Source organism: Kitasatospora sp. NPDC056446 (assembly GCF_042796115.1).
Classification (GTDB): Bacteria; Actinomycetota; Actinomycetes; order Streptomycetales; family Streptomycetaceae; genus Kitasatospora.
Genome location: NZ_JBHTRF010000111.1, coordinates 1 through 22602, shown reverse-complemented (window position 1 = coordinate 22602; position 22602 = coordinate 1). Strand labels below are relative to the sequence as shown.

Annotated in this window: 19 protein-coding genes and 2 tRNA genes; 9 read left to right on the top strand and 12 right to left on the bottom strand. The window is 71.4% G+C overall.

Annotation, left to right across the window (positions count from 1 at the left end):
- Positions 1–128 precede the first annotated feature (128 nt).
- From ACFQ6N_RS37660 to dnaA, 12 genes are all read right to left on the bottom strand, one after another.
- On the bottom strand, positions 129–257 hold the full coding sequence (locus ACFQ6N_RS37660) for a DLW-39 family protein (protein ID WP_014137031.1): 129 nt from the start codon (positions 255–257) through the stop codon (positions 129–131).
- 358 nt (positions 258–615) lie between these two features.
- Positions 616–689, bottom strand: a tRNA-Ile gene (locus tag ACFQ6N_RS37655).
- Between the two features lie 120 nt (positions 690–809).
- A tRNA-Ile gene (locus ACFQ6N_RS37650) sits at positions 810–886 on the bottom strand.
- Between the two features lie 16 nt (positions 887–902).
- On the bottom strand, positions 903–2297 hold the full coding sequence (locus ACFQ6N_RS37645; RefSeq protein WP_380658622.1) for a class I SAM-dependent methyltransferase: 1395 nt from the start codon (positions 2295–2297) through the stop codon (positions 903–905).
- Positions 2298–2553: 256 nt separating this feature from the next.
- The gene (locus tag ACFQ6N_RS37640) at positions 2554–3231 is read right to left on the bottom strand and encodes a DUF3566 domain-containing protein (RefSeq protein WP_380658621.1); all 678 of its coding nucleotides are present in this window, start codon (positions 3229–3231) and stop codon (positions 2554–2556) included.
- 227 nt (positions 3232–3458) lie between these two features.
- Positions 3459–6071 (bottom strand): DNA gyrase subunit A, encoded by a 2613-nt coding sequence (gyrA, locus tag ACFQ6N_RS37635; RefSeq protein WP_380658620.1) that lies wholly within the window; start codon positions 6069–6071, stop codon positions 3459–3461.
- Between the two features lie 56 nt (positions 6072–6127).
- Positions 6128–8143, bottom strand: coding sequence for a DNA topoisomerase (ATP-hydrolyzing) subunit B (gene gyrB, locus ACFQ6N_RS37630; protein ID WP_380658619.1), 2016 nt, complete (start codon positions 8141–8143; stop codon positions 6128–6130).
- A gap of 269 nt (positions 8144–8412) precedes the next feature.
- Entirely contained in the window at positions 8413–8982 is a 570-nt protein-coding gene (locus ACFQ6N_RS37625) for a DUF721 domain-containing protein (RefSeq protein ID WP_380658618.1), read from the bottom strand.
- A 121-nt stretch (positions 8983–9103) separates the two neighbouring features.
- Positions 9104–10237, bottom strand: a complete 1134-nt coding sequence (recF, locus tag ACFQ6N_RS37620) for a DNA replication/repair protein RecF (RefSeq protein WP_380658617.1) — start codon at positions 10235–10237, stop codon at positions 9104–9106.
- Positions 10238–10294: 57 nt separating this feature from the next.
- Positions 10295–11170 carry a phosphogluconate dehydrogenase (NAD(+)-dependent, decarboxylating) gene (gene gnd / locus ACFQ6N_RS37615; protein WP_380658616.1) on the bottom strand — a complete coding sequence of 292 codons (876 nt, stop codon included), beginning with the start codon at positions 11168–11170 and terminating at the stop codon, positions 10295–10297.
- 183 nt (positions 11171–11353) lie between these two features.
- Positions 11354–12484 carry a DNA polymerase III subunit beta gene (dnaN, locus tag ACFQ6N_RS37610; protein ID WP_380658615.1) on the bottom strand — a complete coding sequence of 377 codons (1131 nt, stop codon included), beginning with the start codon at positions 12482–12484 and terminating at the stop codon, positions 11354–11356.
- Positions 12485–13495: 1011 nt separating this feature from the next.
- Positions 13496–15343 (bottom strand): chromosomal replication initiator protein DnaA, encoded by a 1848-nt coding sequence (dnaA, locus tag ACFQ6N_RS37605; protein WP_380658614.1) that lies wholly within the window; start codon positions 15341–15343, stop codon positions 13496–13498.
- Between the two features lie 354 nt (positions 15344–15697).
- On the opposite strand from dnaA, the gene rpmH reads away from it, so the two are divergent.
- The 9 genes from rpmH to ACFQ6N_RS37560 all read left to right on the top strand — a co-directional run bounded on the left by rpmH (position 15698) and on the right by ACFQ6N_RS37560 (position 22509).
- On the top strand, positions 15698–15835 hold the full coding sequence (gene rpmH, locus ACFQ6N_RS37600) for a 50S ribosomal protein L34 (protein ID WP_031067783.1): 138 nt from the start codon (positions 15698–15700) through the stop codon (positions 15833–15835).
- A gap of 22 nt (positions 15836–15857) precedes the next feature.
- Complete coding sequence (gene rnpA, locus ACFQ6N_RS37595) at positions 15858–16286, top strand: ribonuclease P protein component (RefSeq protein WP_380658613.1); 429 nt, start codon at positions 15858–15860, stop codon at positions 16284–16286.
- The gene (gene yidD / locus ACFQ6N_RS37590; RefSeq protein ID WP_380658612.1) at positions 16283–16654 is read left to right on the top strand and encodes a membrane protein insertion efficiency factor YidD; all 372 of its coding nucleotides are present in this window, start codon (positions 16283–16285) and stop codon (positions 16652–16654) included. The genes rnpA and yidD overlap by 4 nt, the downstream gene beginning before the upstream one ends.
- Entirely contained in the window at positions 16651–17832 is a 1182-nt protein-coding gene (gene yidC, locus ACFQ6N_RS37585) for a membrane protein insertase YidC (RefSeq protein ID WP_380658611.1), read from the top strand. Before yidD ends, yidC begins: the two co-directional genes overlap by 4 nt.
- Before the next feature lie 84 nt (positions 17833–17916).
- The gene (locus tag ACFQ6N_RS37580; protein WP_380658610.1) at positions 17917–18447 is read left to right on the top strand and encodes a protein jag; all 531 of its coding nucleotides are present in this window, start codon (positions 17917–17919) and stop codon (positions 18445–18447) included.
- Positions 18448–18626: 179 nt separating this feature from the next.
- Entirely contained in the window at positions 18627–19445 is an 819-nt protein-coding gene (gene rsmG / locus ACFQ6N_RS37575) for a 16S rRNA (guanine(527)-N(7))-methyltransferase RsmG (protein ID WP_380658609.1), read from the top strand.
- 281 nt (positions 19446–19726) lie between these two features.
- Positions 19727–20698, top strand: coding sequence for a ParA family protein (locus ACFQ6N_RS37570; RefSeq protein ID WP_380658608.1), 972 nt, complete (start codon positions 19727–19729; stop codon positions 20696–20698).
- Positions 20695–21759: a ParB/RepB/Spo0J family partition protein gene (locus ACFQ6N_RS37565; RefSeq protein WP_380658607.1), complete on the top strand. Its 1065-nt coding sequence runs from the start codon at positions 20695–20697 to the stop codon at positions 21757–21759. Before ACFQ6N_RS37570 ends, ACFQ6N_RS37565 begins: the two co-directional genes overlap by 4 nt.
- A 132-nt stretch (positions 21760–21891) precedes the next feature.
- Complete coding sequence (locus ACFQ6N_RS37560; RefSeq protein ID WP_380658606.1) at positions 21892–22509, top strand: GNAT family N-acetyltransferase; 618 nt, start codon at positions 21892–21894, stop codon at positions 22507–22509.
- The last annotated feature ends 93 nt before the right edge of the window (positions 22510–22602 follow it).

Sequence of the window (22602 nt, the reverse complement as noted above, 5' to 3'; positions counted from 1 at the left end):
CGCCGCCGCGGGGGGGGGGGGCGGGGGGGGGGGCGGGCGCGGCTCGCGGCCCCCCCCGCCCCCCCCCGGCCCGGGAGGCGCGGGTCAGCGCGCCTCCGAAGACCGTCGATCGTCAGATCGCCCGGGGGTCAGCGACCGGCCGGGACCGGGTCGGTGGCCTCGGTCCACAGGTCCTGCTCGGCGCGGTCCGCCTGGACCTGACGGTAGACAAAGAAGCCGCCGAGGGCGACCAGGGCGACCAGGAGAAGCTTCTTCACCGCGGGACCTCGTCCTTCTTGCGTTGGTGGACTCAAGAGCCGGATCCGGCCGGACTGACCGGGCCGACGAGTCCAGTTGTGTTTCGAGCGCGAACGGGCGGCCGGGTGTCAGACCGCCCTTGCGGCCGATGATACACACCGGTATCCCAATCGTGACCAGCCACCGGTGCGGCCAACCCGGCGGTCCGGTCCGAGGATTGACGCAGCACCTCCTGCCGGGCGGTCCGCCCGGGTACGACCGGCCCGGGAAACCCCGGGCCGGGCCGGTCCCGCGGGCCCGCGGCCGCTCCGTTCCCCGACCCCGCGGGCGGGAACGCCGAAGGCCCCGGAGTGGATCACTCCGGGGCCTTCGGGGAGGTGGGCCTAACAGGACTTGAACCTGTGGCCTCTTCCTTATCAGGGAAGCGCTCTAACCGTCTGAGCTATAGGCCCTCACCGAACAGAGATCGTACCCGACTCCGCCCGATCCGCGAATCCGCCCGATCAGCCTTCTCGGCCTGGTCAGCGGGAACGTCGAAGGCCCCGGAGTGGATCACTCCGAGGCCTTCGCGGTGGTGGGCCTAACAGGACTTGAACCTGTGGCCTCTTCCTTATCAGGGAAGCGCTCTAACCGTCTGAGCTATAGGCCCTTGCCGCACTGAAAGATTAGCGGACCGACGGCCGATCTCCCAAATCCGGGTCGGCCGGGGCGGCGGCGGCAACCCCGGTGACCGGCCGCGCCGTGCCGACGGCCGGACGCAGCAGCCACTCCTCCCGGGTCGACGGGAGGCCCGCCGCGCCGTCCTCGGCGCTGCGGACGGCCAGGACCTGGTTGATCCCGATCCGGTTCTGCTCGAAGGCCAGGGCGGACGCGGCCATGTACAGCCGCCAGACCCTGGCCCGGCCGCGGCCGACCAGCCGGACCGCCTCCGTCCAGTGCGCCTCCAGGTTGGCCACCCACTCGCGCAGGGTCAGCCCGTAGTGCTCGCGCAGCGACTCGACGTCCCGGACCTCGAAGCCGGCCTCCTCCAGCCGGGCCACCGTGGACCCGACCGGGGAGAGCTCGCCGTCGGGGAAGACGTAGCGGTCGATGAAGGGGCTGCTGCGGTACGGCTCGCCGGGGTGGTCGGGGCGGCGGGCGATCTGGTGGTTGAGCAGCCGGCCGCCGGGCAGCAGCAGCCGGTACAGGCCCTCGGCGTAGACCCGGTACTGCTCGGAGCCGACGTGCTCGGCCATCCCGACGCTGGAGATCGCGTCGAACGGCCCGTCGGTGATCTCCCGGTAGTCCTGGAGCCGGACCTCCACCCGGTCGGCCAGACCGGCCTCCTCGACCCGTGCGCGGGCCAGTTCGACCTGCTCCCGGGAGATGGAGACGCCCACCGCGGTGACGCCGTAGTGCCGGGCCGCGTGCAGCAGCAGCGACCCCCAGCCGCAGCCGACGTCCAGCAGCCGCATCCCGGGCCGCAGGCCGAGCTTGCGGCAGATCAGGTCGAGCTTGGCCTCCTGGGCGGCCTCCAGGCTCTTCGCCTCCGGCGTCCAGTAGGCGCACGAGTAGACCATCGAGGAGCCCAGGACGAGGCCGTAGAAGTCGTTCCCGACGTCGTAGTGGTGGCTGATGGCCGCGCGGTCCCGGCCGCGGCTGTGCAGCCGCCCCTCGGCCCTGCGGACCTCCTCCGCGGGCGGGGTGGGCTCGGGGCCGAGCGCTCCGGCCCGCAGGAGGGCCGCGAGGACCCGCCGGCCCGGGGCGCCGGCCACGTCCCGCGGCCCGAGGCTCAGCGTGCGGATCTCCGGGCGCTCGGCGAACCCGGCAACGGCGGAGAGCACCTCGTACAGGTCGGTGCCGGGGGCGACCTCGAGGTCGCCGGCGACGTAGGCCCGGGCCAGGCCCAGCTCGCCCGGCTGCCAGAGCAGGCGGCGCAGGGCCCGGCGGTTGCGCAGGACCACGGTGGGGGCCCCCGGCGGGCCGGCGACGCTGCCGTCCCAGGCCCGCACCCGCAGCGGTGCCGGCACCCCCAGCAGCCCGTCCAGGGCCTCGACCAGTTGACCTGCCAGCTCCGCCACCGCGCGCCTCCGTCCAGTCGTCCTGCTGAACCTCACTGACCCGGCCGGGTGGCCGGGGCGGCCTGTGGCACTCCCAGGCGCGGAACGGGCGCCACCCAGCTAATCCCACCGCGACCGCCCCGCTTCCGGGCGGCACGCCGCGGGGAGCCGGCTGTCACCCGAATGCCGACGGGCCCCACCGGCTGCAACAGTCGGTGGGGCCCGTACATTCCGTCCGCGGACGGAGAGCTGAGCGAGCGTCAGGATCCGGCCGGGATCAGTCCTCCTCGGCCAGCGTCAGCTCGACGCCGCCGGTGAAGCCGGCCGCCGCGTTGTAGATGAACGCGGAGAGCGTGGACAGCGCGGTCAGCAGGACGACGTCGACCACGGCGATCAGCGTGGTGAAGGTCATCACCTTGCCGAAGCCGACGTAGTCCATCAGGTTGACGCCGCCGGTGCTGTCGGAGCCCGTGACGTCCTTGAGCGTCTTGGTCAGCGAGTCGAAGACGCCGAGCGAGTCCAGCGTCATCCACAGCACGGCCGAGGCCACGATGATGATGATGCCGACGGCCAGCGACAGCAGGAAGCTGACCTTCATCACCGACCACGGGTCGACCTTGGTCACCCGCAGCCGGGCCTTGCGGGTCCGGCCGAGGCCGGGCCCGGGGGCGGGCGCGGCCGGACCGGGCGCGCCGGCGGGGCGGCGGGCCGCCCCGGGGACGGGGGTGCCGCCCGGCGGGGTGTTGCCCGTCCGGGTGCCCCGGGGCGGGGTCGGCTGCCCCTTGGCGTACGTGGTGGGCTGGGAGAAGCCCCCCGGGGCGCCCGCGCCCTGCGCCGCGGCGCCCGGCGGCGGGGGCGTCTGGCCACCGTAGGTCGCGCCGCTCTGGGCCGCACCGCCGACCGGCGGCATCAGCGAGGTGGACGCGGTCGAGTGCTCGGTCGGTGGCTGCGGCACACCGTACGACCCCCCGCCCTGCGCGCCCGGACGGCCGCCGGAGGTCCCTCCCGCAGCACCCGTGGCTCCACTCACCTGGTCCTCCCGCACTTCCCACCAGGACGGCGCGCCGCCGCCCTGCTACGTCACTCGTCATCCAGCGCCCGGCGGGATTGCCCGGAACTGGTCGGCGTCCGGCTCCGCCGCGCCCACTTGGTGGACGCGGCGGAACCGGTCTGCGGTTCGGATCAGGCCTCGACGTCTCCGCCGACCACCGTCTCCGTACCCTCGGCCGTCGCGGTGGACTCGGTGCCCGTGACCTCGTCCTCCGCCGTCTCCTCGTCCTCGGCCTCCGCGTTGCGGGCCATGCCCACGACCGCGTCGCGCTTTCCGAGGTTGATCAGTTGGACGCCCATGGTGTCACGTCCGGTTTCACGAACCTCGGAAACCCTTGTGCGGATCACCCCACCCGAGAGGGTGATCGCCATGATTTCGTCGGATTCGTCGACCACGAGTGCCCCGACGAGCGAGCCGCGGCCCTCGACGATCTTCGCCGCCTTGGTGCCGTAGCCGCCGCGTCCCTGGACACGGTACTCGTCCACACCCGTGCGCTTGGCGTAACCGCCGTCCGTGGCGGTGAAGACGTAGGTGTCCGGACGGACGACGTTCATCGAGAGCAGCTCGTCGTCCTCGCGGAACGCCATGCCCTTGACGCCGGAGGTGGCGCGGCCGGTGGGCCGCAGGGCGTCGTCGGTCGCGGTGAAGCGGATCGACTGGGCCTTCTTGGACACCAGCAGCAGGTCGTCCTCGGAGGAGACCAGCTCGGCGCCGATCAGCTCGTCGTCCTGGCCCTCCTCGTCCTGGCGCAGGTTGATCGCGATCAGGCCGCCGGAGCGCGGGGAGTCGTAGTCCTTCAGCGCGGACTTCTTCACCAGGCCGGCCCGGGTGGCGAGGACCAGGTACGGCTTGTCCTCGTACGTCCGGACGGCCATCACCTGGGCGATGTGCTCCTCCGGCTGGAAGGCCAGCAGGTTGGCGACGTGCTGGCCGCGGGCGTCGCGCCCGGCGTCCGGCAGCTCGTAGCCCTTGGCGCGGTAGACCCGGCCCTTGTTGGTGAAGAACAGGATCCAGTTGTGGGTCGTCGTCACGAAGAAGTGGTCGACGATGTCGTCCTGCTTCAGCTGGGCACCGCGCACGCCCTTGCCGCCGCGCTTCTGCGAGCGGTAGAGGTCGGAGCGGGTCCGCTTGACGTAGCCGCCGCGGGTGATCGTGACGACGATGTCCTCCTCGGCGATGAGGTCCTCGATCGAGAGGTCGCCGTCGGAGGGGATGAGGGTGGAGCGCCGCTCGTCGCCGTACTTCTCGACGATCGCGGTGAGCTCCTCGGAGATGATCTCCCGCTGGCGGGTCGGCGAGGCCAGGATCGCGTTGTACTCGTCGATCTTGCGCTGCAGCTCGTCGTGCTCGTCCATGATCCGCTGGCGCTCCAGGGCGGCCAGGCGGCGGAGCTGCATCTCCAGGATCGCGTTGGCCTGGAGCTCGTCGATGTCCAGCAGGCCCATCAGGCCGGTGCGGGCCGCGTCGGCACTGGCCGAGGCCCGGATCAGCGCGATGACCTCGTCGATCAGGTCCAGGGCCTTCAGCAGGGCGCGCAGGATGTGCGCGCGCTCCTCGGCCTTGCGCAGCCGGAAGGTGGTCCGCCGGACGATGACCTCGACCTGGTGGTTGACCCAGTGCCGGATGAAGGAGTCCAGCGACAGGGTGCGCGGCACGCCGTCGACCAGGGCCAGCATGTTGGCGCCGAAGTTGGTCTGCAGCTCGGTGTGCTTGTACAGGTTGTTCAGCACGACCTTGGCGACCGCGTCGCGCTTGAGCACGACCACCAGGCGGGTGCCGGTGCGGGACGAGGACTCGTCCCGGACGTCGGCGATGCCGGCGACCCGGCCGTCCTTGACCAGGTCGGCGATCTTCAGCGCGAGGTTGTCCGGGTTGACCTGGTACGGCAGCTCGGTGATCACCAGGCACTGGCGGCCCTGGATCTCCTCGACCTCGACCACGGCGCGCATCGTGATCGAGCCCCGGCCGGTGCGGTAGGCGTCGTCGATCCCGCGGTGGCCGACGATCAGCGCGCCGGTGGGGAAGTCGGGGCCCTTGATCCGCTCGATCAGGGCCTCCAGCAGCTCCTCGTTGGAGGCGTCCGGGTGCTCCAGCGCCCAGAGCGCGCCGGAGGCGACCTCGCGGAGGTTGTGCGGCGGGATGTTGGTGGCCATGCCGACCGCGATGCCGGTGGCACCGTTGACCAGCAGGTTGGGGATGCGCGCCGGCAGGACGGTCGGCTCCTGCGAGCGGCCGTCGTAGTTGGAGGCGAAGTCGACGGTGTCCTCGTCGATGTCGCGCATCATCTCCATGGCCAGCGGCATCATCTTGCACTCGGTGTAGCGCATGGCCGCGGCCGGGTCGTTGCCCGGGGAGCCGAAGTTGCCGTTGCCGTCCACCAGCGGCATCCGCAGCGACCACGGCTGGGCCAGGCGGACCACGGTGTCGTAGATCGAGGTGTCACCGTGCGGGTGGTAGTTGCCCATCACGTCGCCGACGACGCGGGCGCACTTGTAGTAGCCCTTCTCGGGGCGGTACCCGCCGTCGTACATGGCGTAGAGCACGCGCCGGTGCACCGGCTTGAGGCCGTCGCGGACCTCGGGCAGCGCACGGCTGACGATCACGCTCATCGCGTAGTCGAGGTACGAGCGCTGCATCTCGGTCTCGAGCTCGACCGGCTCGATCCGCTGGATCACCTGGGCGGTGCCCTCGGCGGCCTGGGGAGTCTCGGGCTGTTCGCCGTCGGGACGGTTGTCGTCGACCACTGGTGGTCAGTTTCCTTTCACGCGGACTGGTACGTGCGGGGCCTGCGGAGCAGGCGTCACACGTCCAGGAAGCGGACGTCCTTGGCGTTGCGCTGGATGAAGGAGCGGCGTGCCTCGACGTCCTCGCCCATCAGCACGGAGAACAGCTCGTCGGCGCGGGCGGCGTCCTCCAGGGTGACCTGGAGCAGCAGCCGGTGCTCGGCGTCCATGGTGGTGACCCGGAGCTCCTCGGCGTTCATCTCGCCGAGACCCTTGAAGCGCTGGATCGCGTCGTCCTTGGGGAGCCTGCGGCCGGCCTCGACCCCGGCCGCGATCAGCGCGTCGCGCTCGCGGTCGGAGTAGGCGTACTCGAAGTCCTCCTTGCCCCACTTGATCTTGTACAGCGGCGGCATGGCGAGGTAGACGTACCCGGACTCGACCAGCGGCCGCATGAAGCGGAACAGCAGGGTCAGCAGCAGGGTGCGGATGTGCTGCCCGTCGACGTCGGCGTCCGCCATCAGGACGATCTTGTGGTAGCGCAGCTTGGACTCGTCGTAGTCCTCCTGGATGCCGCAGCCGAAGGCCGAGATCAGCGCCTGGACCTCGGTGTTCTGCAGCACCTTGTCGATCCGGGCCTTCTCGACGTTCAGGATCTTGCCGCGGATCGGGAGGATGGCCTGGGTGCGCGGGTCGCGGCCCTGCTTGGCCGAGCCGCCGGCGGAGTCACCCTCGACGATGAAGATCTCGCACTCGGACGGGTCCTTGGACTGGCAGTCGGAGAGCTTGCCCGGCAGCGAGGCGGACTCCAGCAGGCCCTTGCGGCGCGTCAGGTCGCGGGCCTTGCGGGCGGCGACGCGCGCGGTGGCGGCCTGGATGGACTTGCGGATGATGTCCGAGGCCTCGGTGGGGTTGCGGTCCAACCAGTCGTTGAGGTGCTCGTGGACGACCTTCTGGACGAAGGTCTTCGCCTCGGTGTTGCCGAGCTTGTCCTTGGTCTGGCCCTCGAACTGCGGCTCGCCGAGCTTGACCGAGATGATCGCGGTCAGACCCTCGCGGATGTCCTCGCCGGAGAGGTTGTCGTCCTTCTCGCGGAGCAGCTTCTTGTCCCGCGCGTAGCGGTTGACCAGGCCGGTCAGCGCCGCGCGGAAGCCCTCCTCGTGGGTGCCGCCGCCGTGGGTGTGGATGGTGTTGGCGAAGCTGTAGACCCCCTCGGTGTAGGAGGAGTTCCACTGCATCGCGATCTCCACCGAGATCGCCCGGTCCTTGTCCTCCGCCTCGAAGTCGATCACCGAGGGGTGGATGACCTCGCCCTTGCGGGAGTTGAGGTGGGCGACGAAGTCGGCGATGCCGCCGTCGTACTTGTACGTGACGGTGAGCGGCTTGCCCTCCTCGTCCACGTGCTCCGGGCGCTCGTCGGTCAGCGAGATCGACAGGCCCTTGTTGAGGAAGGCCATCTCCTGGAAGCGCCGGGACAGCGTCTCGAAGGAGTAGACGGTCGTCTCGAAGATGTCGTCGTCGGCCCAGAAGGTGACGGTGGTGCCGGTGCGGTCGGTCGGCTCCCCCTTGGCCAGGTCGGCGACCGGGGCGCCCCGCTTGTAGTCCTGGGTCCAGGTGTTGCCGTCCTTGTGGATCTCCACGGAGAGCCTGGTGGACAGCGCGTTCACCACGGAGACGCCGACGCCGTGCAGACCGCCGGAGACGGCGTAGCCGCCGCCGCCGAACTTGCCGCCGGCGTGCAGGACGGTGAGCACGACCTCGACGGCCGGCTTGTCCTGGCCGGGGACGATGTCCACGGGGATGCCGCGGCCGTTGTCGACGACGCGGATCGCGCCGTCGGCCATGATCGTGACGTCGATGGTGTCGGCGTACCCGGCCATCGCCTCGTCGACGGAGTTGTCCACGACCTCCTGCACCAGGTGGTGCAGACCGCGCTCGCCGGTGGAACCGATGTACATGCCGGGGCGCTTGCGGACGGCGTCGAGGCCTTCCAGCACCTGGATGTTGCTACCGGTGTAGGAAGCCTGGTCGGACTGGTCTGGGGTCTGGCTGGGGTTGCCGGAATCGGCCACGAAGCGCCCTCTCTGGCACAGCACGGGCCGCATCCCCTGCCCCGTGCGGGCGGGCGTGCGACCACGGCGTTATGACTCGGTTGCCACTAGCAACAGTGTTTGGCTCTCAGTCTACCGGTACGACTGACAGAGATGGGCGTTTGGCAGCCCTTGAAGGCAGATATGCCGCCCTGAATCCCCTCTGGACGTGTCCCGATACTCGCCCGGGGGCCCCAGAGCGCCTGGGAGGGCTGTCAGGGATTCCGGAAGATCGCCATCCGATCGGCGACCGCGCCGGCCGTCCGGCGCTCCGGTCACCCCCAGGTGTCGCCCGGCCCCTTGCTCCCCGGCGCACGCAGCCGGCCGTAGCCGCGGGCGGGTGCCGCCGGGCCCAGCACCTTGATGGTCCGGACCGTGCCATGGCCCAGTTCGTGGTTCAGACGGGCCACCAACTGCCGTGCCAGCCACCGCAGTTGAGTGGCCCACGCGGTGGAGTCGCACTGCACGGTGAGCACTGCGGCGGCCTCGTCGTAGGACGACGGGTGGCAGTGCGCGGCGATGTCCGGGCCGACGATCTGCGGCCAACGGCCCATCACCCCGCCGACGGCGGCCGAGGACTCCCAGCCGCGCTCGGTCAGCAGCCGGTTCAGCGCCGCGCCCAGCGGGACCGGGTCGCGGCCGTCCGAACGGGCCCCGCTGCGCAGACCGTGCCGCTTGGCCTCGCGCTTCTGCTGGACCTGCTCACCACGCTGGCGGGCCTGGGCCCGGGCCGCCCGCAGCGCGGAACGGGCGAGGTCGGCACCGCTCGGCTCGGGAGCACCGGGACCGGGGGCACCGGGACCGGGGGCACCGGGACCGGGGGAGCGCTCCGCCGGATCGCTCACGGCGATCTCCTTTCCCCAGCCTGTGGACAACGGTCGCGGTCGCGCGCCCGCCGAGCCGTCCAGCCTACGGGAGCGCACGGGCGCCGCGGATCGGGGCCGGGGTCCGGGGACGGGCGCCCGGTCAGGCGTCGACCCGGCGCACCGCGCCGTCGGCGACCGCGAACCGGGCCCCGGCCAGCGCCTTCGGCACGTCCTCGGCCACCGCCGCGGTCACCAGCACCTGCTCACCGCCGGCCACCAGCTCGGCCAGCCGGTCCCGGCGGGCCGCGTCCAGCTCGGCGAAGACGTCGTCCAGGATCAGCACCGGCTCGCCGCCGTCGGCGCGCAGCAGCTCGTACGAGGCCAACCGCAGCGCCAGCGCGAACGACCAGGACTCGCCGTGGCTCGCGTAGCCCTTGGCGGGCAGCGGGCCGAGCTTCAGCCCCAGTTCGTCGCGGTGCGGGCCGACCAGGGTGATGCCCCGCTCGACCTCCTGCTTGCGGACCGCCACCAGCGCCCGCAGCAGCTGCTCCTCGGCCTGCTCGCGGCTGGTCGGCAGCTCGCCCTCGAAGGAGCTGCGGTACTCCAGGGCCGTCTCACCGCCGGCGGGGGCCAGCTGCCCGTACGCGGCCGTCACCAGCGGCTGCAGGGCGGCCACCAGCTGGATCCGGAAGGCCGTCAACTCGGCGCCGGCGCGCGCCAGATGACCGTCCCACACTTCGAGGGTGGAGAGGTCGGCGCCCTTGCCGCCACCGGCCCGGCGGGCCATCGCGGCGGTCTTCAGCAGGGCGTTGCGCTGCTTGAGCACCCGCTCGTAGTCCTGCCGGACACCGGCCAGCCGGGGGGCGCGCGCCGTCAGCAGCTCGTCCAGGAAGCGGCGGCGCTCGCCCGGGTCGCCCTTGACCAGGCTGAGGTCCTCGGGGGCGAACAGCACGGTGCGCAGCAGGCCCAGCACGTCGCGCGGGCGGACGTTGTCGGAGCGGTTGATCCGGGCCCGGTTGGCCTTGCCCGGGGTGAGCTCCAGCTCGACCAGGGTGGAGCGGCCGCGGTCCACCACCGAGGTGCGGACCACCGCCCGCTCCGCGCCCAGCCGGATCAGCGGGGCATCGGTCGCGACCCGGTGGCTGCCCAGCGTCGCGACGTAGCCGATCGCCTCGACCAGATTGGTCTTGCCCTGGCCGTTGGGCCCCACGAAGGCCGTCACGCCCGGGTCGAGGGGCACCTCGACCCGGGCGTACGACCGGAAGTCGGCGAGCGACAGGTGCGCGACGTGCATGGCTGTGGACTGCGCCCGTCTTCTGTGGATGAACCGGGGGTTCCGCCCCGGCAGGGACTACTTCGACTCGACCGCGTGGCCGCCGAACTGGTTGCGCAGCGCGGCGATCATCTTCATCTGCGGGGAGTCGTCCTGGCGGGAGGCGAAGCGGGCGAACAGCGAGGCGGTGATCGCCGGCAGCGGCACCGCGTGGTCGATCGCGGCCTCGACGGTCCAGCGGCCCTCGCCGGAGTCGGCGGCCCAGCCGCGCAGCTTGGCCAGGTGCTCGTCCTCGTCCAGGGCGCGGACGGCCAGGTCGAGCAGCCAGGAGCGGATGACCGTGCCCTCCTGCCAGCTGCGGAAGACCTCGCGCACGTCGGTGACCTCGGGGGCGGCCTCCAGCAGCTCCCAGCCCTCGGCGAAGGCCTGCATCATCGCGTACTCGATGCCGTTGTGGACCATCTTGGCGAAGTGGCCGGCGCCCACGGCACCCGCGTGCACCGAGCCGAAGTCACCCTCCGGCTTGAGGGCGTCGAAGACCGGCAGGACGTGCGCCACGTGCTCGGCGTCGCCGCCGTACATCAGGGCGTAGCCGTTCTCCAGGCCCCAGACGCCGCCGGAGACGCCGCAGTCCACGAAGCCGATGCCCTTGGCGGCCAGCGCCTCGGCGTGCTTGATGTCGTCGGTCCAGCGGGAGTTGCCGCCGTCGACCACCACGTCGCCGGGGGAGAGCAGCTCGGCGAGCTCGTCGACGGTCGCCTGGGTGGCGGCGCCGGCCGGGACCATCACCCAGACCACGCGCGGGCCCTGCAGCTTGGAGACGAGCTCCTGGAGGCTCTCGACGTCGGAAATGTCCGGATTGCGGTCGTAGCCGATGACGGTGTGGCCGGCGCGGCGGATCCGCTCGCGCATGTTGCCGCCCATCTTGCCGAGACCGATGAGGCCGAGCTCCATGACCAAGTCCTTACCTGTGGTGACGTGCCTGCCGGCGGCGCCGTTGCCGCACTCCCTGAGCCTACGCGCTGAAGCACGGGCACCCGCCTGCGGTCGGGCCGACCGGGGGAGACGTCCACAGGCTGTGCACAGCGGGTGTGCACAGCCTGTGGACGATCACGAACCGCGGGGATCAGCCAGGGATCAGCCGGAGAGGCGGACCGGCATGATCAGGTACTGGTACGCCTTGTCCTCCTCGGCGTCCACCGAGACCTTGCCGCTGAGCAGCGCGGGCTTGGTCGGGGTGGTGAAGCTCAGCTGGGCGAAGGGGGAGTCGATGGCCTTGAGGCCCTCCTCCAGGTAGCCCGGGTTGAAGGCGATCGAGATGGCGTCGCCCTCCAGGGAGGCGTCGATCCGCTCGGTGGCCTGGGCGTCGTCGCCGGAGCCGGCCTCCAGCGTCAGCACGCCCTCCTCGAAGTTGAGGCGGACCGGGGTGTTGCGCTCGGCGACCAGCGAGACGCGCTTGAGCGCCTCCAGGAAGGGCTGGGTCTGGATCGCGGCGACCGCGTTGAACTCGGTCGGGAAGAGGCTGCGGAACTTGGGGAACTCGCCCTCCAGCAGCCGGGTGGTGGTGCGGCGGCCGGCGCCCTCGAAGCCGATCAGGCCCTCGCCCGCGCCGCCCGAGGAGAGCGCGATGGAGACGGTGTCGCCGCTGCCCAGGGACTTGGCGATGTCCTGGAGCGTCTTGGCGGGGACCAGGGCGACCGCGGAGATGTCCGACTGCTCGGGCTTCCACAGCAGGTCGCGGACGGCGAAGCGGTAGCGGTCGGTGGCGGCCAGGGTGATCCGGTCGCCCTCGATCTCGACCCGCACACCGGTCAGCACCGGCAGGGTGTCGTCCCGGCCGGCGGCGACCGCGGCCTGGCTGACCGCCGAGGCGAAGACGTCGCCGGCGACGGTGCCGGTGGCGGTCGGCATCTGGGGCAGGGCCGGGTACTCGTCCACCGGGAGGGTGGGGAGGGTGAAGCGGGAGCTGCCGCAGACCACGCTGACCCGCTGGCCGTCGGTGGAGATCTCCACAGGCCTGTTGGGAAGGTTGCGGGAGATGTCGTTGAGCAGTCGACCGGAGACCAGGACGGTGCCGGCCTCCTCGACGTCCGCCTCCAGCTCGACCCGGGCCGAGACCTCGTAGTCGAAGCCGGACAGCGCCAGGCTGCCCTCCTGCGCCGTCAGCAGCAGGCCGGCCAGCACCGGCACCGGCGGCCGTGCCGGGAGGCTGCGGGCAGCCCAGGCCACCGCCTCCGCGAGGACGTCACGCTCCACCCGGAACTTCACCGGTAACCGCCTCCTGGATCGAGCGCTCCCGCTCGCACTCTGGTTCGTCTGATCTTGATCGTCGGTTGGGCTGTCCGCCGAGCTCTGCTCACTCCGCTTCCAGTCGCAAGGACAGTCTGACGTACTCCGCCGACAGACGGGGCAGACGGGCGGAAGCAACCCGAACAGATGTCGGGGCGCGGTTGTCCACAGATTCGGGGCCCACCCACTTTGAAAGCAAGTCCACGGTCTATCTGTGTAGTGGTAGTAGTAGGGCCTGTGGAAACCGTGGATAACCCCGTTTCCGCAGGTCAGGGCCCGGATTTTGTCCACAGAGACTGTGGACGGCGGCTGTGGACGGGCAGGCCGCGCTGTGGACAGCCGAGCGTTACCCACAGGGCACGCAGGGTATCCACAGGTTATCCCCAGGGCTATCCCCAGATCCGGGCCCGGTTATCCACGGGCGCCGGTCAACTTTACGTGACGCCTTTCACACCAGGGTATGAACACCAGCTCACGGTTGTCGAACTGTGGACGCAGCTGTGGACAACCTGGGGATAACCGCCCCCGCCCTGGGGACAACCGGTGGATAACCCGGACGGCCCACTGGCGGCCCGTCAATTGTCCACACCCTGTGGATAACCGTTGTGCACAAGTCCACAGGCACCTGACCTGCGCGGAAGAGCGTAGCGGTGACGGGCCTGTGGACGAATTCTGGATAACTCCGGACTCCCCGGCCTGTGGACTACGGGGAAGGCGCCCGCGCTGTGGACAACGGCCTTGCGCGCCCCCGGTTTTCGAATGACCGGTCAGGTGTTCGGCGCGGACCGCGGGCTGGTGCACCGTCCGTCGACCGCATGCCTGCCCAGCCGGCCCGCGGCGCACACCTGCGGACACGCGAAAAGGGCGTCAGGATTCCTCCTGACGCCCTCCGGGCCGTGCTGTGCCGTGCTGTGCCGTGCGCCCCGCGACGTGCGGCGGCGTGCGGCGGCGTGCCGTGCGGTGGCGCCCAGTCGGCGCCTGGGGTGGCGCCTAGCTCTTGATGCGGTTGGTGAGTTCGGTGACCTGGTTGTAGATCGAGCGCCGCTCGGCCATCAGCGAGCGGATCTTGCGGTCCGCGTGCATCACCGTGGTGTGGTCGCGGCCGCCGAACTGCGCGCCGATCTTCGGCAGCGAGAGGTCGGTGAGCTCCCGGCAGAGGTACATGGCGATCTGACGGGCCGTCACCAGTACGCGGCTGCGCGAGGATCCGCAGAGGTCGTCCACGCCGAGGCCGAAGTACGCGGCGGTCTGCTGCATGATGACCTGCGCGGTGATCTCCGGGCCGGCGTCCTCGTCCCCGCCCGGGATCAGGTCCTTGAGGACGATCCCGGCCAACTCCAGGTCCACCGGGGCCCGGTTGAGGTTGGCGAAGGCGGTGACCCGGATCAGGGCGCCCTCCAACTCCCGGATGTTGCGGGTGATCCGGGACGCGATGAACTCCAACACGTCGGCGGGAGCGTTGAGTTGCTCCTGGATCGCCTTCTTGCGCAGGATCGCGATCCGGGTCTCCAGCTCCGGCGGGGTGACGTCGGTGATCAGGCCCCACTCGAAGCGGTTGCGCAGCCGGTCCTCCAGCGTGGTCAGCAGCTTGGGCGGCCGGTCCGACGACAGGACGATCTGCTTGTTCGCGTTGTGGAGGGTGTTGAAGGTGTGGAAGAACTCCTCCTGCGTGGACTCCTTGCTCGCGAGGAACTGGATGTCGTCCACGAGCAGGATGTCCATGTCCCGGTAGCGGCGGCGGAAGGTGTCCGCCTTGCCGTCCCGGATCGAGTTGATGAACTCGTTGGTGAACTCCTCGGAGGACACGTAGCGCACCCGGGTGCCCGGGAAGAGGCTGCGCGAGTAGTGCCCGATGGCGTGCAGCAGGTGGGTCTTGCCCAGCCCGGACTCGCCGTAGATGAAGAGCGGGTTGTACGCCTTGGCCGGGGCCTCGGCGACGGCCACCGCCGCCGCGTGCGCGAAGCGGTTGCTGGCGCCGATGACGAAGGTGTCGAACAGGTACTTGGGGTTCAGCCGGGCGGCCGGTTCGTCCTTGCGCGAGCCGCCGGCCGGGGGAGCGCCGGGCGGGGCGGGCACACCGGGGACGCCGGGGCGCTCGGGCCGTTCCGGGGCGGACTTGTCCGCGGGGCGGCCGCCGGTCGGGCGCGAGCCGGTCGCCCGGCGGCCGGCTCCGCCGCGGGGCTGCTCGTTCGGGCCGGGGCCGTAGGCGCCGCCGAAGAGGTCGCCCTGGGTGGTCGCGGACGGGCCGGGGAGCGGGCGCGGCGCGGGCCGGGCGGAGGGCTCCTCCGCCTCGTAGTGGGCGGGGGGCTGGTCCTGGTAGCCGGGCCAGCCCTGCGGGCCCGCGGAGGGGCCGCCGTAGGGCGCCTGGCGCTGCTCGTAGCCGCCGGCGTCGTAGCGGGGGCGCTCGTAGTCCGGCTCGTACGGACCCTGCTCGTACTGGCCCTGCTCGTAGGGCTTGGCCTCGTACTGCTGCTGGTAGTCCTGGCCGCCGCCGTAGCCGCCGGTGTCCTCGGCCGGGCCCGGGTACGGCTCGGCGGGTGCCTGGGGGGCGGGCGCGGGGGTGGTCGGCACGGCGTCGGCGTCGACCATCACGGCGATCCGGACCGGGCGGCTGAGCTCGCGACTGAGGGCCTCGGTCAGCTGCGGCAGCAGCCGGCCCTCCAGCACCTGCTTGGCCCGCTCGTTGGGGGTCGCCAGCAGGGCGGTGTCGTGCATCATCCACATCGGCTGGGTGCGCTGCACCCACTGTTTGTCCATCTCCCCGACATCGGGGTCGTTGACCAGCCGCTCGACGACCCTGGCCCAGACCGGGACGAGGTCGCTGTTGACATCAGCCACTGGTGCACGCTTTCCAAGAACAAACCAGACAAGTTCTGCAACGGTAGTCAGCGAACAGGGCCGGATCAAGTCGTTGTCCACAGGCTGTGGGCAATGCGGGTCGCAGACGGCCGGTTTGACCCTCGTGCCCCGTCCCGCGTACCGTAACCAGGTCGAGTTGTCGATGGCCGCTGCCGCATGTCCGCGGGTCCACCCGCTCCATAAGGCGCGCAGCACGGGCGCCGTGGATTGCCCCAGACCCCAGCCGAACTGGGGCGATGGGCCGGATTTCCGAATCACAGGGAGATCACGCGGACGCACGGTGACGGCCAAGCGACTCCGCGTCATCCTACGATTCACCTCAGGAGCCCCCGAGTGAGCAAGCGCACCTTCCAGCCGAACAACCGTCGTCGCGCGAAGACCCACGGCTTCCGGCTGCGTATGCGTACCCGTGCCGGCCGCGCCATCCTGGCCGCCCGCCGTGGCAAGGGCCGCGCCGCCCTGTCCGCCTGATCCACAACGCCAAGAGTCTGTTGTGCTGCCCTCCGAGAATCGGCTGCGGCGGCGTCAGGACTTCGCGACCGCGGTGAAACGCGGTCGTCGGGCCGGAAGGCCCCTTCTGGTCGTCCATCTCAGCAGAGACGGTGACCTCCAGGGGCAGACCGACCGGACCAGCGACTCCCGCCCGCACGTCGCCGAGGGGACTCCTTCGGCGCGTGCGGGTTTCGTCGTGAGCAAGGCCGTCGGCCCGGCGGTCGTCCGCAACCTCGTGAAGCGCAGGTTGCGTCACCTTGTTCGTGATCGTCTCATCAGGCTGCCCGCCGGTAGCCTGATAGTGGTGCGTGCGCTGCCCCAGGCCGCGTCCGCCTCGTACCAGGACCTCGAACGGGACCTGGACGCGGCGCTGAAGCGGTTGCTGAGGACCGAGCCCGCTGCCACGGCGCCGACGGGAGCAGGGCGATGAAGTACCTGCTGATGGGTCTGATCAGGGTCTACCAGTGGACGATCAGCCCACTGCTCGGTCCGGTGTGCCGTTACTACCCCTCCTGCTCGCACTACGGCTACGAGGCCGTGAAGGTGCACGGGGCGGTCAAGGGCGGCGGGCTGACCGCGTGGCGAATCCTGCGCTGCAATCCGTGGACGCCCGGCGGGGTCGATCATGTCCCGCCGCGCAAGCATCCGGTGTGGCACCGGCGGTTGCGAGACTGGCTGCAGAGCCGGTCCGCGACCGGAGAACCGGTGCCCGCCAACCCCGCCGGTCCGGACCCACAGGGCCCGGCGACCATTGGCCCCGTGCGGCCGATCCACCTGTCCAAGGAGCCTGACCGGTGACCTTCTCCTTCCTGAATCCCCTGTACACAGCGGTGTCCTGGATCATCGTCCAGTTCCACTCGCTGTACAGCCACATCTTCGACCCGGACGGTGGCTGGGCCTGGGGTCTCGCCATCGCCTCGATGGTGGTCGTCATCCGGATCTGCCTGATCCCGCTCTTCGTGAAGCAGATCAAGGCGACCCGGGCCATGCAGGCGATCCAGCCGAAGATGAAGGCCATCCAGGAGCGCTACAAGAACGACCGGCAGCGCCAGTCCGAAGAGATGATGAAGCTGTACAAGGAGGCGGGTACCAACCCGTTCTCCAGCTGCCTTCCCATCCTCGTGCAGGCGCCGTTCTTCACCGCCCTCTACGGCGTGCTCGCCAAGGTCGCCAAGGGCCAGGACATCGGCGTCATCCACGGTGACCTGCTGCTGAGCGCCGGCAAGGCGCACATCTTCGGCGCCCCGCTGTCCGCGACCTTCGTCGGCAGCGGCGAGACCAGCGTCAAGATCGTCACCGCGATCATGATCATCATGATGTCGCTGTCGCAGTTCGTCACCCAGCGCCAGCTGATGACCAAGAACATCGACCTCACGGTGAAGACGCCGTTCATGCAGCAGCAGAAGATGCTGATGTACGTCTTCCCGGTCATGTTCGCCGTGATGGGCATCAACTTCCCCGTCGGTGTCCTGGTCTACTGGCTGACCACCAACGTCTGGTCGATGGGCCAGCAGCTGATCGTCATCCACAACAACCCGACCCCGGGCAGCAAGGCCTGGGACGAGCGCCAGGCCCGACTGAAGAAGGCCGGCCGGCTGCGTCCGGACGGCACGGAGATCAAGGGCGCGCTGTGGGGCATGCTGCCCCCGTCCAAGGAGAGCCTGAACGCCGCGGCCGGTGCCGCCGCCGTGGTCGAGGACTCGGTGCAGGCACGCCGCCAGCAGCCCCGCCGGCAGACCAAGGCGCAGCGCCAGCACGGTGCCGCCGGGCAGCCGGGAGCCGAGCCGGGCAAGGACACCCCGGCCGAGGCCCCCGCCGACGAGGCTCCGACCGCTCCCGCAGCCGCCGCCAAGCCCGCGGCCGCCGCCAAGCCCGCGGCCGCCAAGCAGGGCGCGGCCAAGCCCGCCGGCACCCAGCAGGGCACCCGGCAGCAGCCGAAGCGCGGTGGCGGCCAGCGGCCCAAGAAGAAGTCCTGACCCGGCCCCCGGGCCTGCTGCGACAGCCGCGAAGAGCTTCGTCCCCGGCCCGCCCCACGGGCCCATCTCCGAAGGAGTCCATCAGTGACTGAAGGCACCACCTCCGCCGTCGAGGCCGAGGCCGCCGCCAGCGCCGACGAGAACCTCATCTCCCGCCTGGAGCAGGAGGGCGACATCGCGGCGGACTACCTGGAGGGTCTGCTCGACATCGCGGACCTCGACGGTGACATCGACATGGACGTCGAGGGCGACCGCGCCCTGGTCTCCATCGTCAGCGACGGCAACGACCGCGCGCTGCAGCGCCTGGTCGGCCAGGACGGCGAGGTGCTGGAGGCCCTGCAGGAGCTGACCCGGTTGGCTGTCCACCGGGAGACCGGCGAGCGCAGCCGCCTCATGCTGGACATTGCCGGCTTCCGGGCCCGCAAGCGGTCCGAGCTGGCCACGCTCGGCGCCCAGGCCGCCGAGCAGGCGAAGAGCAGCGGCGAGCAGGTCAAGCTGCAGCCGATGACGCCCTTCGAGCGCAAGGTCGTCCATGACGCGGTCGCCGCGGCGGGCCTGCGCAGCGAGTCGGAGGGCGAAGAGCCCCAGCGGTTCGTGATCGTGCTGCCGGTCTGAGACCGACGGCACGACGACCGGCCGCCGTGGCGGCCGGAGAGCTTCACCGGACGCGACCCCGTCCGCCTCGTGCGGGCGGGGTCGTCGTCCCTTCCGCGGGGAGCGGCCCGGCGGGAGAACGTTTCACGTGAAACAGTGCGTTGAGCGGGTCGGTGGATCCGGGGATCGGAGAGGTCGAGATGGACACGGAGAACGCGGCTGCCGGCCGGCCGGGGGCGGACGTGGACCCGGCTGCCGAGGGGCAGGCCGCCGAGGTGGTCTCGCCGGGTGAGGCTCCGGCCGTTGCCCGGGAGGTCTTCGGAGACCGCTTCGACGCCGCGGTCCGGTACACCGAGCTGCTGGCCACCGCGGGCGTCCAGCGCGGGCTGATCGGCCCGCGTGAGGTGCCCAGGCTCTGGGACCGGCACGTGCTCAACTGCGCCGTGCTGGCCGAGCTGCTGCCGGGCGGCATCACCCTGTGCGACGTCGGCTCCGGGGCCGGCCTGCCCGGCATCCCGGTGGCACTGGCCCGCCCGGACGTCTCGGTGACGCTGCTGGAGCCGCTGCTGCGCCGGACCACCTTCCTGGAGGAGGTCGTCCGGGAGCTGGGGCTGGAGAACGTCACGGTGCTGCGTGGCCGTGCCGAGGAGATGGTCGGCAAGCTCGCGGTGGACGTGGTGACCGCCCGGGCGGTGGCGCCGCTGGAGCGGCTGGCCGGCTGGGGCATGCCGCTGCTGCGCCCGCACGGCCAGATGCTGGCGCTCAAGGGCGACAGCGCGGAGCAGGAGCTGACCGACTCGCGGGCCGGTCTGGCCAAGCTGGGCGCGGTCGAGTGGAGCGTGATCTCGGTCGGCGAGGGCACCCTGGAGACCTCGACCCGGGTGGTCCAGGTCAAGGCGGGGGAGAGTCCCGGCGGTGTGCGGGCGGCGACCCGGCGCGCCAAGGCGGCCCGGGCGGGCCGCAACGCGAGCGCCCGCAACGGCGAGCGCGGTCGGACCGGGCGCCGCCGCACCCGCTGAGCCGGGTGGCCCCGGACACCTGCCGGAACGGCCGTGGAGACGGGCGGACGGGCCTCCTGAAGGGGAGGGCCGTCCGCCCGTCGTCGTTCAGGTGACGAACGGGCGGCCGACGGGACACCGGAGTGTCGCAACGTCAGATTTCCGGCATAGCGGGCATGGTGTTTCACGTGAAACGTCGCTCCTTGCTCTCGGACAGTCTCGATCTGCGGCTCCGCCGCGGGCTCGGCCTCTTCCGGGCGGCGACTGTTGCCGCTCCGGTTTCACGTGAAACACTGACCCCCATGCAGGACTCGGAGACCGTCGACCAGATCGATGACACGCCCATCGCGCGGGCTGCCCAGGCTGCGGTTCAGGCGATCGGCCGAGCGGGTGAGGGGTTGCCCCGGCCCGCCGCCACCCGGGTGATCGTGGTCGCCAACCAGAAGGGTGGGGTCGGCAAGACCACCACCACCGTCAACATGGCCGCCTCGCTGGCGATGCACGGGCTGCGCGTCCTGGTCGTCGACCTCGACCCGCAGGGCAACGCCTCCACGGCCCTGGGCATCGACCACCACGCCGAGGTGCCGTCGATCTACGACGTGCTCGTGGAGGGCAAGCCCCTGGCCGACGTGGTGCAGCCGGTGCACGACGTCGAGGGGCTGTTCTGCGTCCCCGCGACCATCGACCTGGCCGGCGCCGAGATCGAGCTGGTCTCCCTGGTCGCCCGGGAGAGCCGGCTCCAGCGCGCCATCGCGGCCTACGAGCAGCCGCTGGACTACATCCTGATCGACTGTCCGCCCTCGCTGGGCCTGCTGACGGTCAACGCCCTGGTCGCCGGCCAGGAGGTGCTGATCCCGATCCAGTGCGAGTACTACGCGCTGGAGGGTCTCGGCCAGCTGCTGCGCAACGTCGAGCTGGTGCGCGCGCACCTCAACCCCGCGCTGCACGTGTCGACCATCCTGCTCACCATGTACGACGCCCGGACCCGGTTGGCCGCCCAGGTCGCCGAGGAGGTCCGGACCCACTTCCACGAAGAGGTGCTGAGCACGGCGATCCCGCGCTCGGTGCGCATCTCGGAGGCGCCCAGCTACGGGCAGACGGTGCTCACCTACGACCCGGGCTCGACCGGGGCGCTCTCCTACCTGGAGGCCGCCCGCGAGCTCGCGCTGCGTGCGGCGGGCCCGGGCGGCTCGGTGGTGGGCCAGCAGCGGGACGGCCAGCAGGGGTACGGTGCCCCGGTGGCACAGCACGGCACGACGGAGGGTCATCAGTGAGTGGTCGCAGGGGTCTGGGTCGAGGGCTGGAGGCGCTGATCCGCCCCGCCGCGCCGGTGGACGGCGGGGCGGCGAAGTCCGCGACAGCCATGCCCGTACCGGCCCCGGCGGCGACCGGCGTGACGTCGCCGGCCGCGGTGCCGCCGCTGCCGGGCGGCCGGGGCACGGTCGCGGCCCGGGCGGCCGCGGAGAAGCAGGCCGAGCAGGCGCAGCCGGCCGGTGCGTACTTCGCCGAGCTGCCGCTGGACACGATCACCCCCAACCCGCGCCAGCCGCGGGAGATCTTCGACGACAGCAAGCTGGCGGAGCTGGTCACCTCGATCAAGGAGGTCGGCCTGCTCCAGCCCATCGTGGTGCGGCAGGTCGGCCCGGATGCCTTCGAGCTGATCATGGGCGAGCGCCGGTGGCGCGCCTCCAAGGAGGCCGGGCTGGCGCGGATCCCGGCGATCGTCCGGGCCACCGAGGACGACAAGCTGCTGCTGGACGCCCTGCTGGAGAACCTGCACCGGGCCGAGCTGAACCCGCTGGAGGAGGCCGCCGCCTACGACCAGCTGCTGCGGGACTTCTCCTGCACCCATGAGGAGCTGGCCGACCGGATCGGCCGCTCGCGCGCGCACGTCTCCAACACGCTGCGGCTGATGAAGCTGCCGCCGGCCGTCCAGACCCGGCTGGTGGCCGGAACGCTGATGGCCGGGCACGCCCGGGCGCTGCTCGGGGTGCCGGACGCCGAGCAGCAGGAGCAGCTGGCGACCCGGATCGTCGCCGAGGGCCTCACGGTGCGCAACGTCGAGGAGATCGTCCTGCTGATGCGCCGGGACGAGGAGAGCAGGCCCAAGCGCCAGGCGCCCAAGGCGGGCAAGCTGATCTCGCCGGCCTTCAACGACCTGGCGAGCCGCCTGTCGGACCGCTTCGACACCCGGGTCAAGGTCGAGGTGTCGCAGCGCGGCGGCAAGCTGGGCAAGGGCAAGGTGGTGCTGGAGTTCGGTTCGGTGGAGGACCTCAACCGGATCCTGGACAGCATGGCGCCCGGCGAGGATGGTCTGCGGCTGTCGCAGGGCTGAGCCGGGGCTCGGGTCCGAGGGCATCGAACCGATGGGTGCATGCTTCACGTGAGCGCTGTTTCACGTGAAACATGCACCCATCGGTGTTCGTGGGGGAATGCTCGACCGTGGAGTGGAGGAGGAGGTGCGGGCATGGGACGCCGGATCGCTCCGCTGACGCTGGACAACCTCGGGGACCTGCCGGACGGCTGCCGCTCCTGTGTGTTCTGGGAGCTGGACCCGGTCAGCGCCAAGGAGGCGGTGGAGGCCGGGAAGCCGGAGCTGGAGAAGGAGGGGTGGATCTCCACGGTGCTGCTGGAGTGGGGCTCCTGCGGCCGGATCGTCTACGTGGACGACCAGCCCGCGGGGTTCGTGCTCTACGCGCCGCCCGCCTACGTACCCCGCTCGCAGTCCTTCCCGACCAGTCCGGTCTCGCCGGACGCCGTCCAGCTGATGGTCAGCCGGGTGCTGCCGGGCTACCAGCGCCAGGGGCTCGGCCGGGTGCTGGTGCAGACGGTGGCCAAGGACCTGATCGGGCGCGGGGTGCGGGCGATCGAGGCCTTCGGCTCGGCCGGGCGGCTGCCGACCGGCTGTGTGCTGCCGGCCGACCACCTGCTCGCGGTCGGCTTCAAGACCGTCCGGCCGCACCACCGCTACCCGAGGCTTCGGCTGGAGGCGCGGACCACGCTCTCCTGGCGGGGCGACATGGAGGGGGCCCTGGAGCGGCTGCTCGGCGGCGGTCGCAAGGAGCCGGTGCTGCGGCCGTTCTGAGCGGGGGCCGCCGGGGGTGCCCGACGGGCCGGCCGGGGGAGGGGCGCGGACAGCACAACGGCGGCGGGGGGGCCCCCGGGGGGGGGCCCCGGC

Excerpts from the sequence above, each read along its gene's own strand:
- recF (WP_380658617.1), bottom strand. The coding sequence starts at position 10,237 with ATGCACGTCGCGCACCTGTCGCTCGCCGACTTCCGGTCGTACGCCCGG.
- gnd (WP_380658616.1), bottom strand. The coding sequence starts at position 11,170 with ATGGAGCTCGGCCTCATCGGTCTCGGCAAGATGGGCGGCAACATGCGC.
- yidD (WP_380658612.1), top strand. The coding sequence starts at position 16,283 with ATGAAGTACCTGCTGATGGGTCTGATCAGGGTCTACCAGTGGACGATC.
- rsmG (WP_380658609.1), top strand. The coding sequence starts at position 18,627 with ATGGACACGGAGAACGCGGCTGCCGGCCGGCCGGGGGCGGACGTGGAC.
- ACFQ6N_RS37570 (WP_380658608.1), top strand. The coding sequence starts at position 19,727 with ATGCAGGACTCGGAGACCGTCGACCAGATCGATGACACGCCCATCGCG.
- ACFQ6N_RS37560 (WP_380658606.1), top strand. The coding sequence starts at position 21,892 with ATGGGACGCCGGATCGCTCCGCTGACGCTGGACAACCTCGGGGACCTG.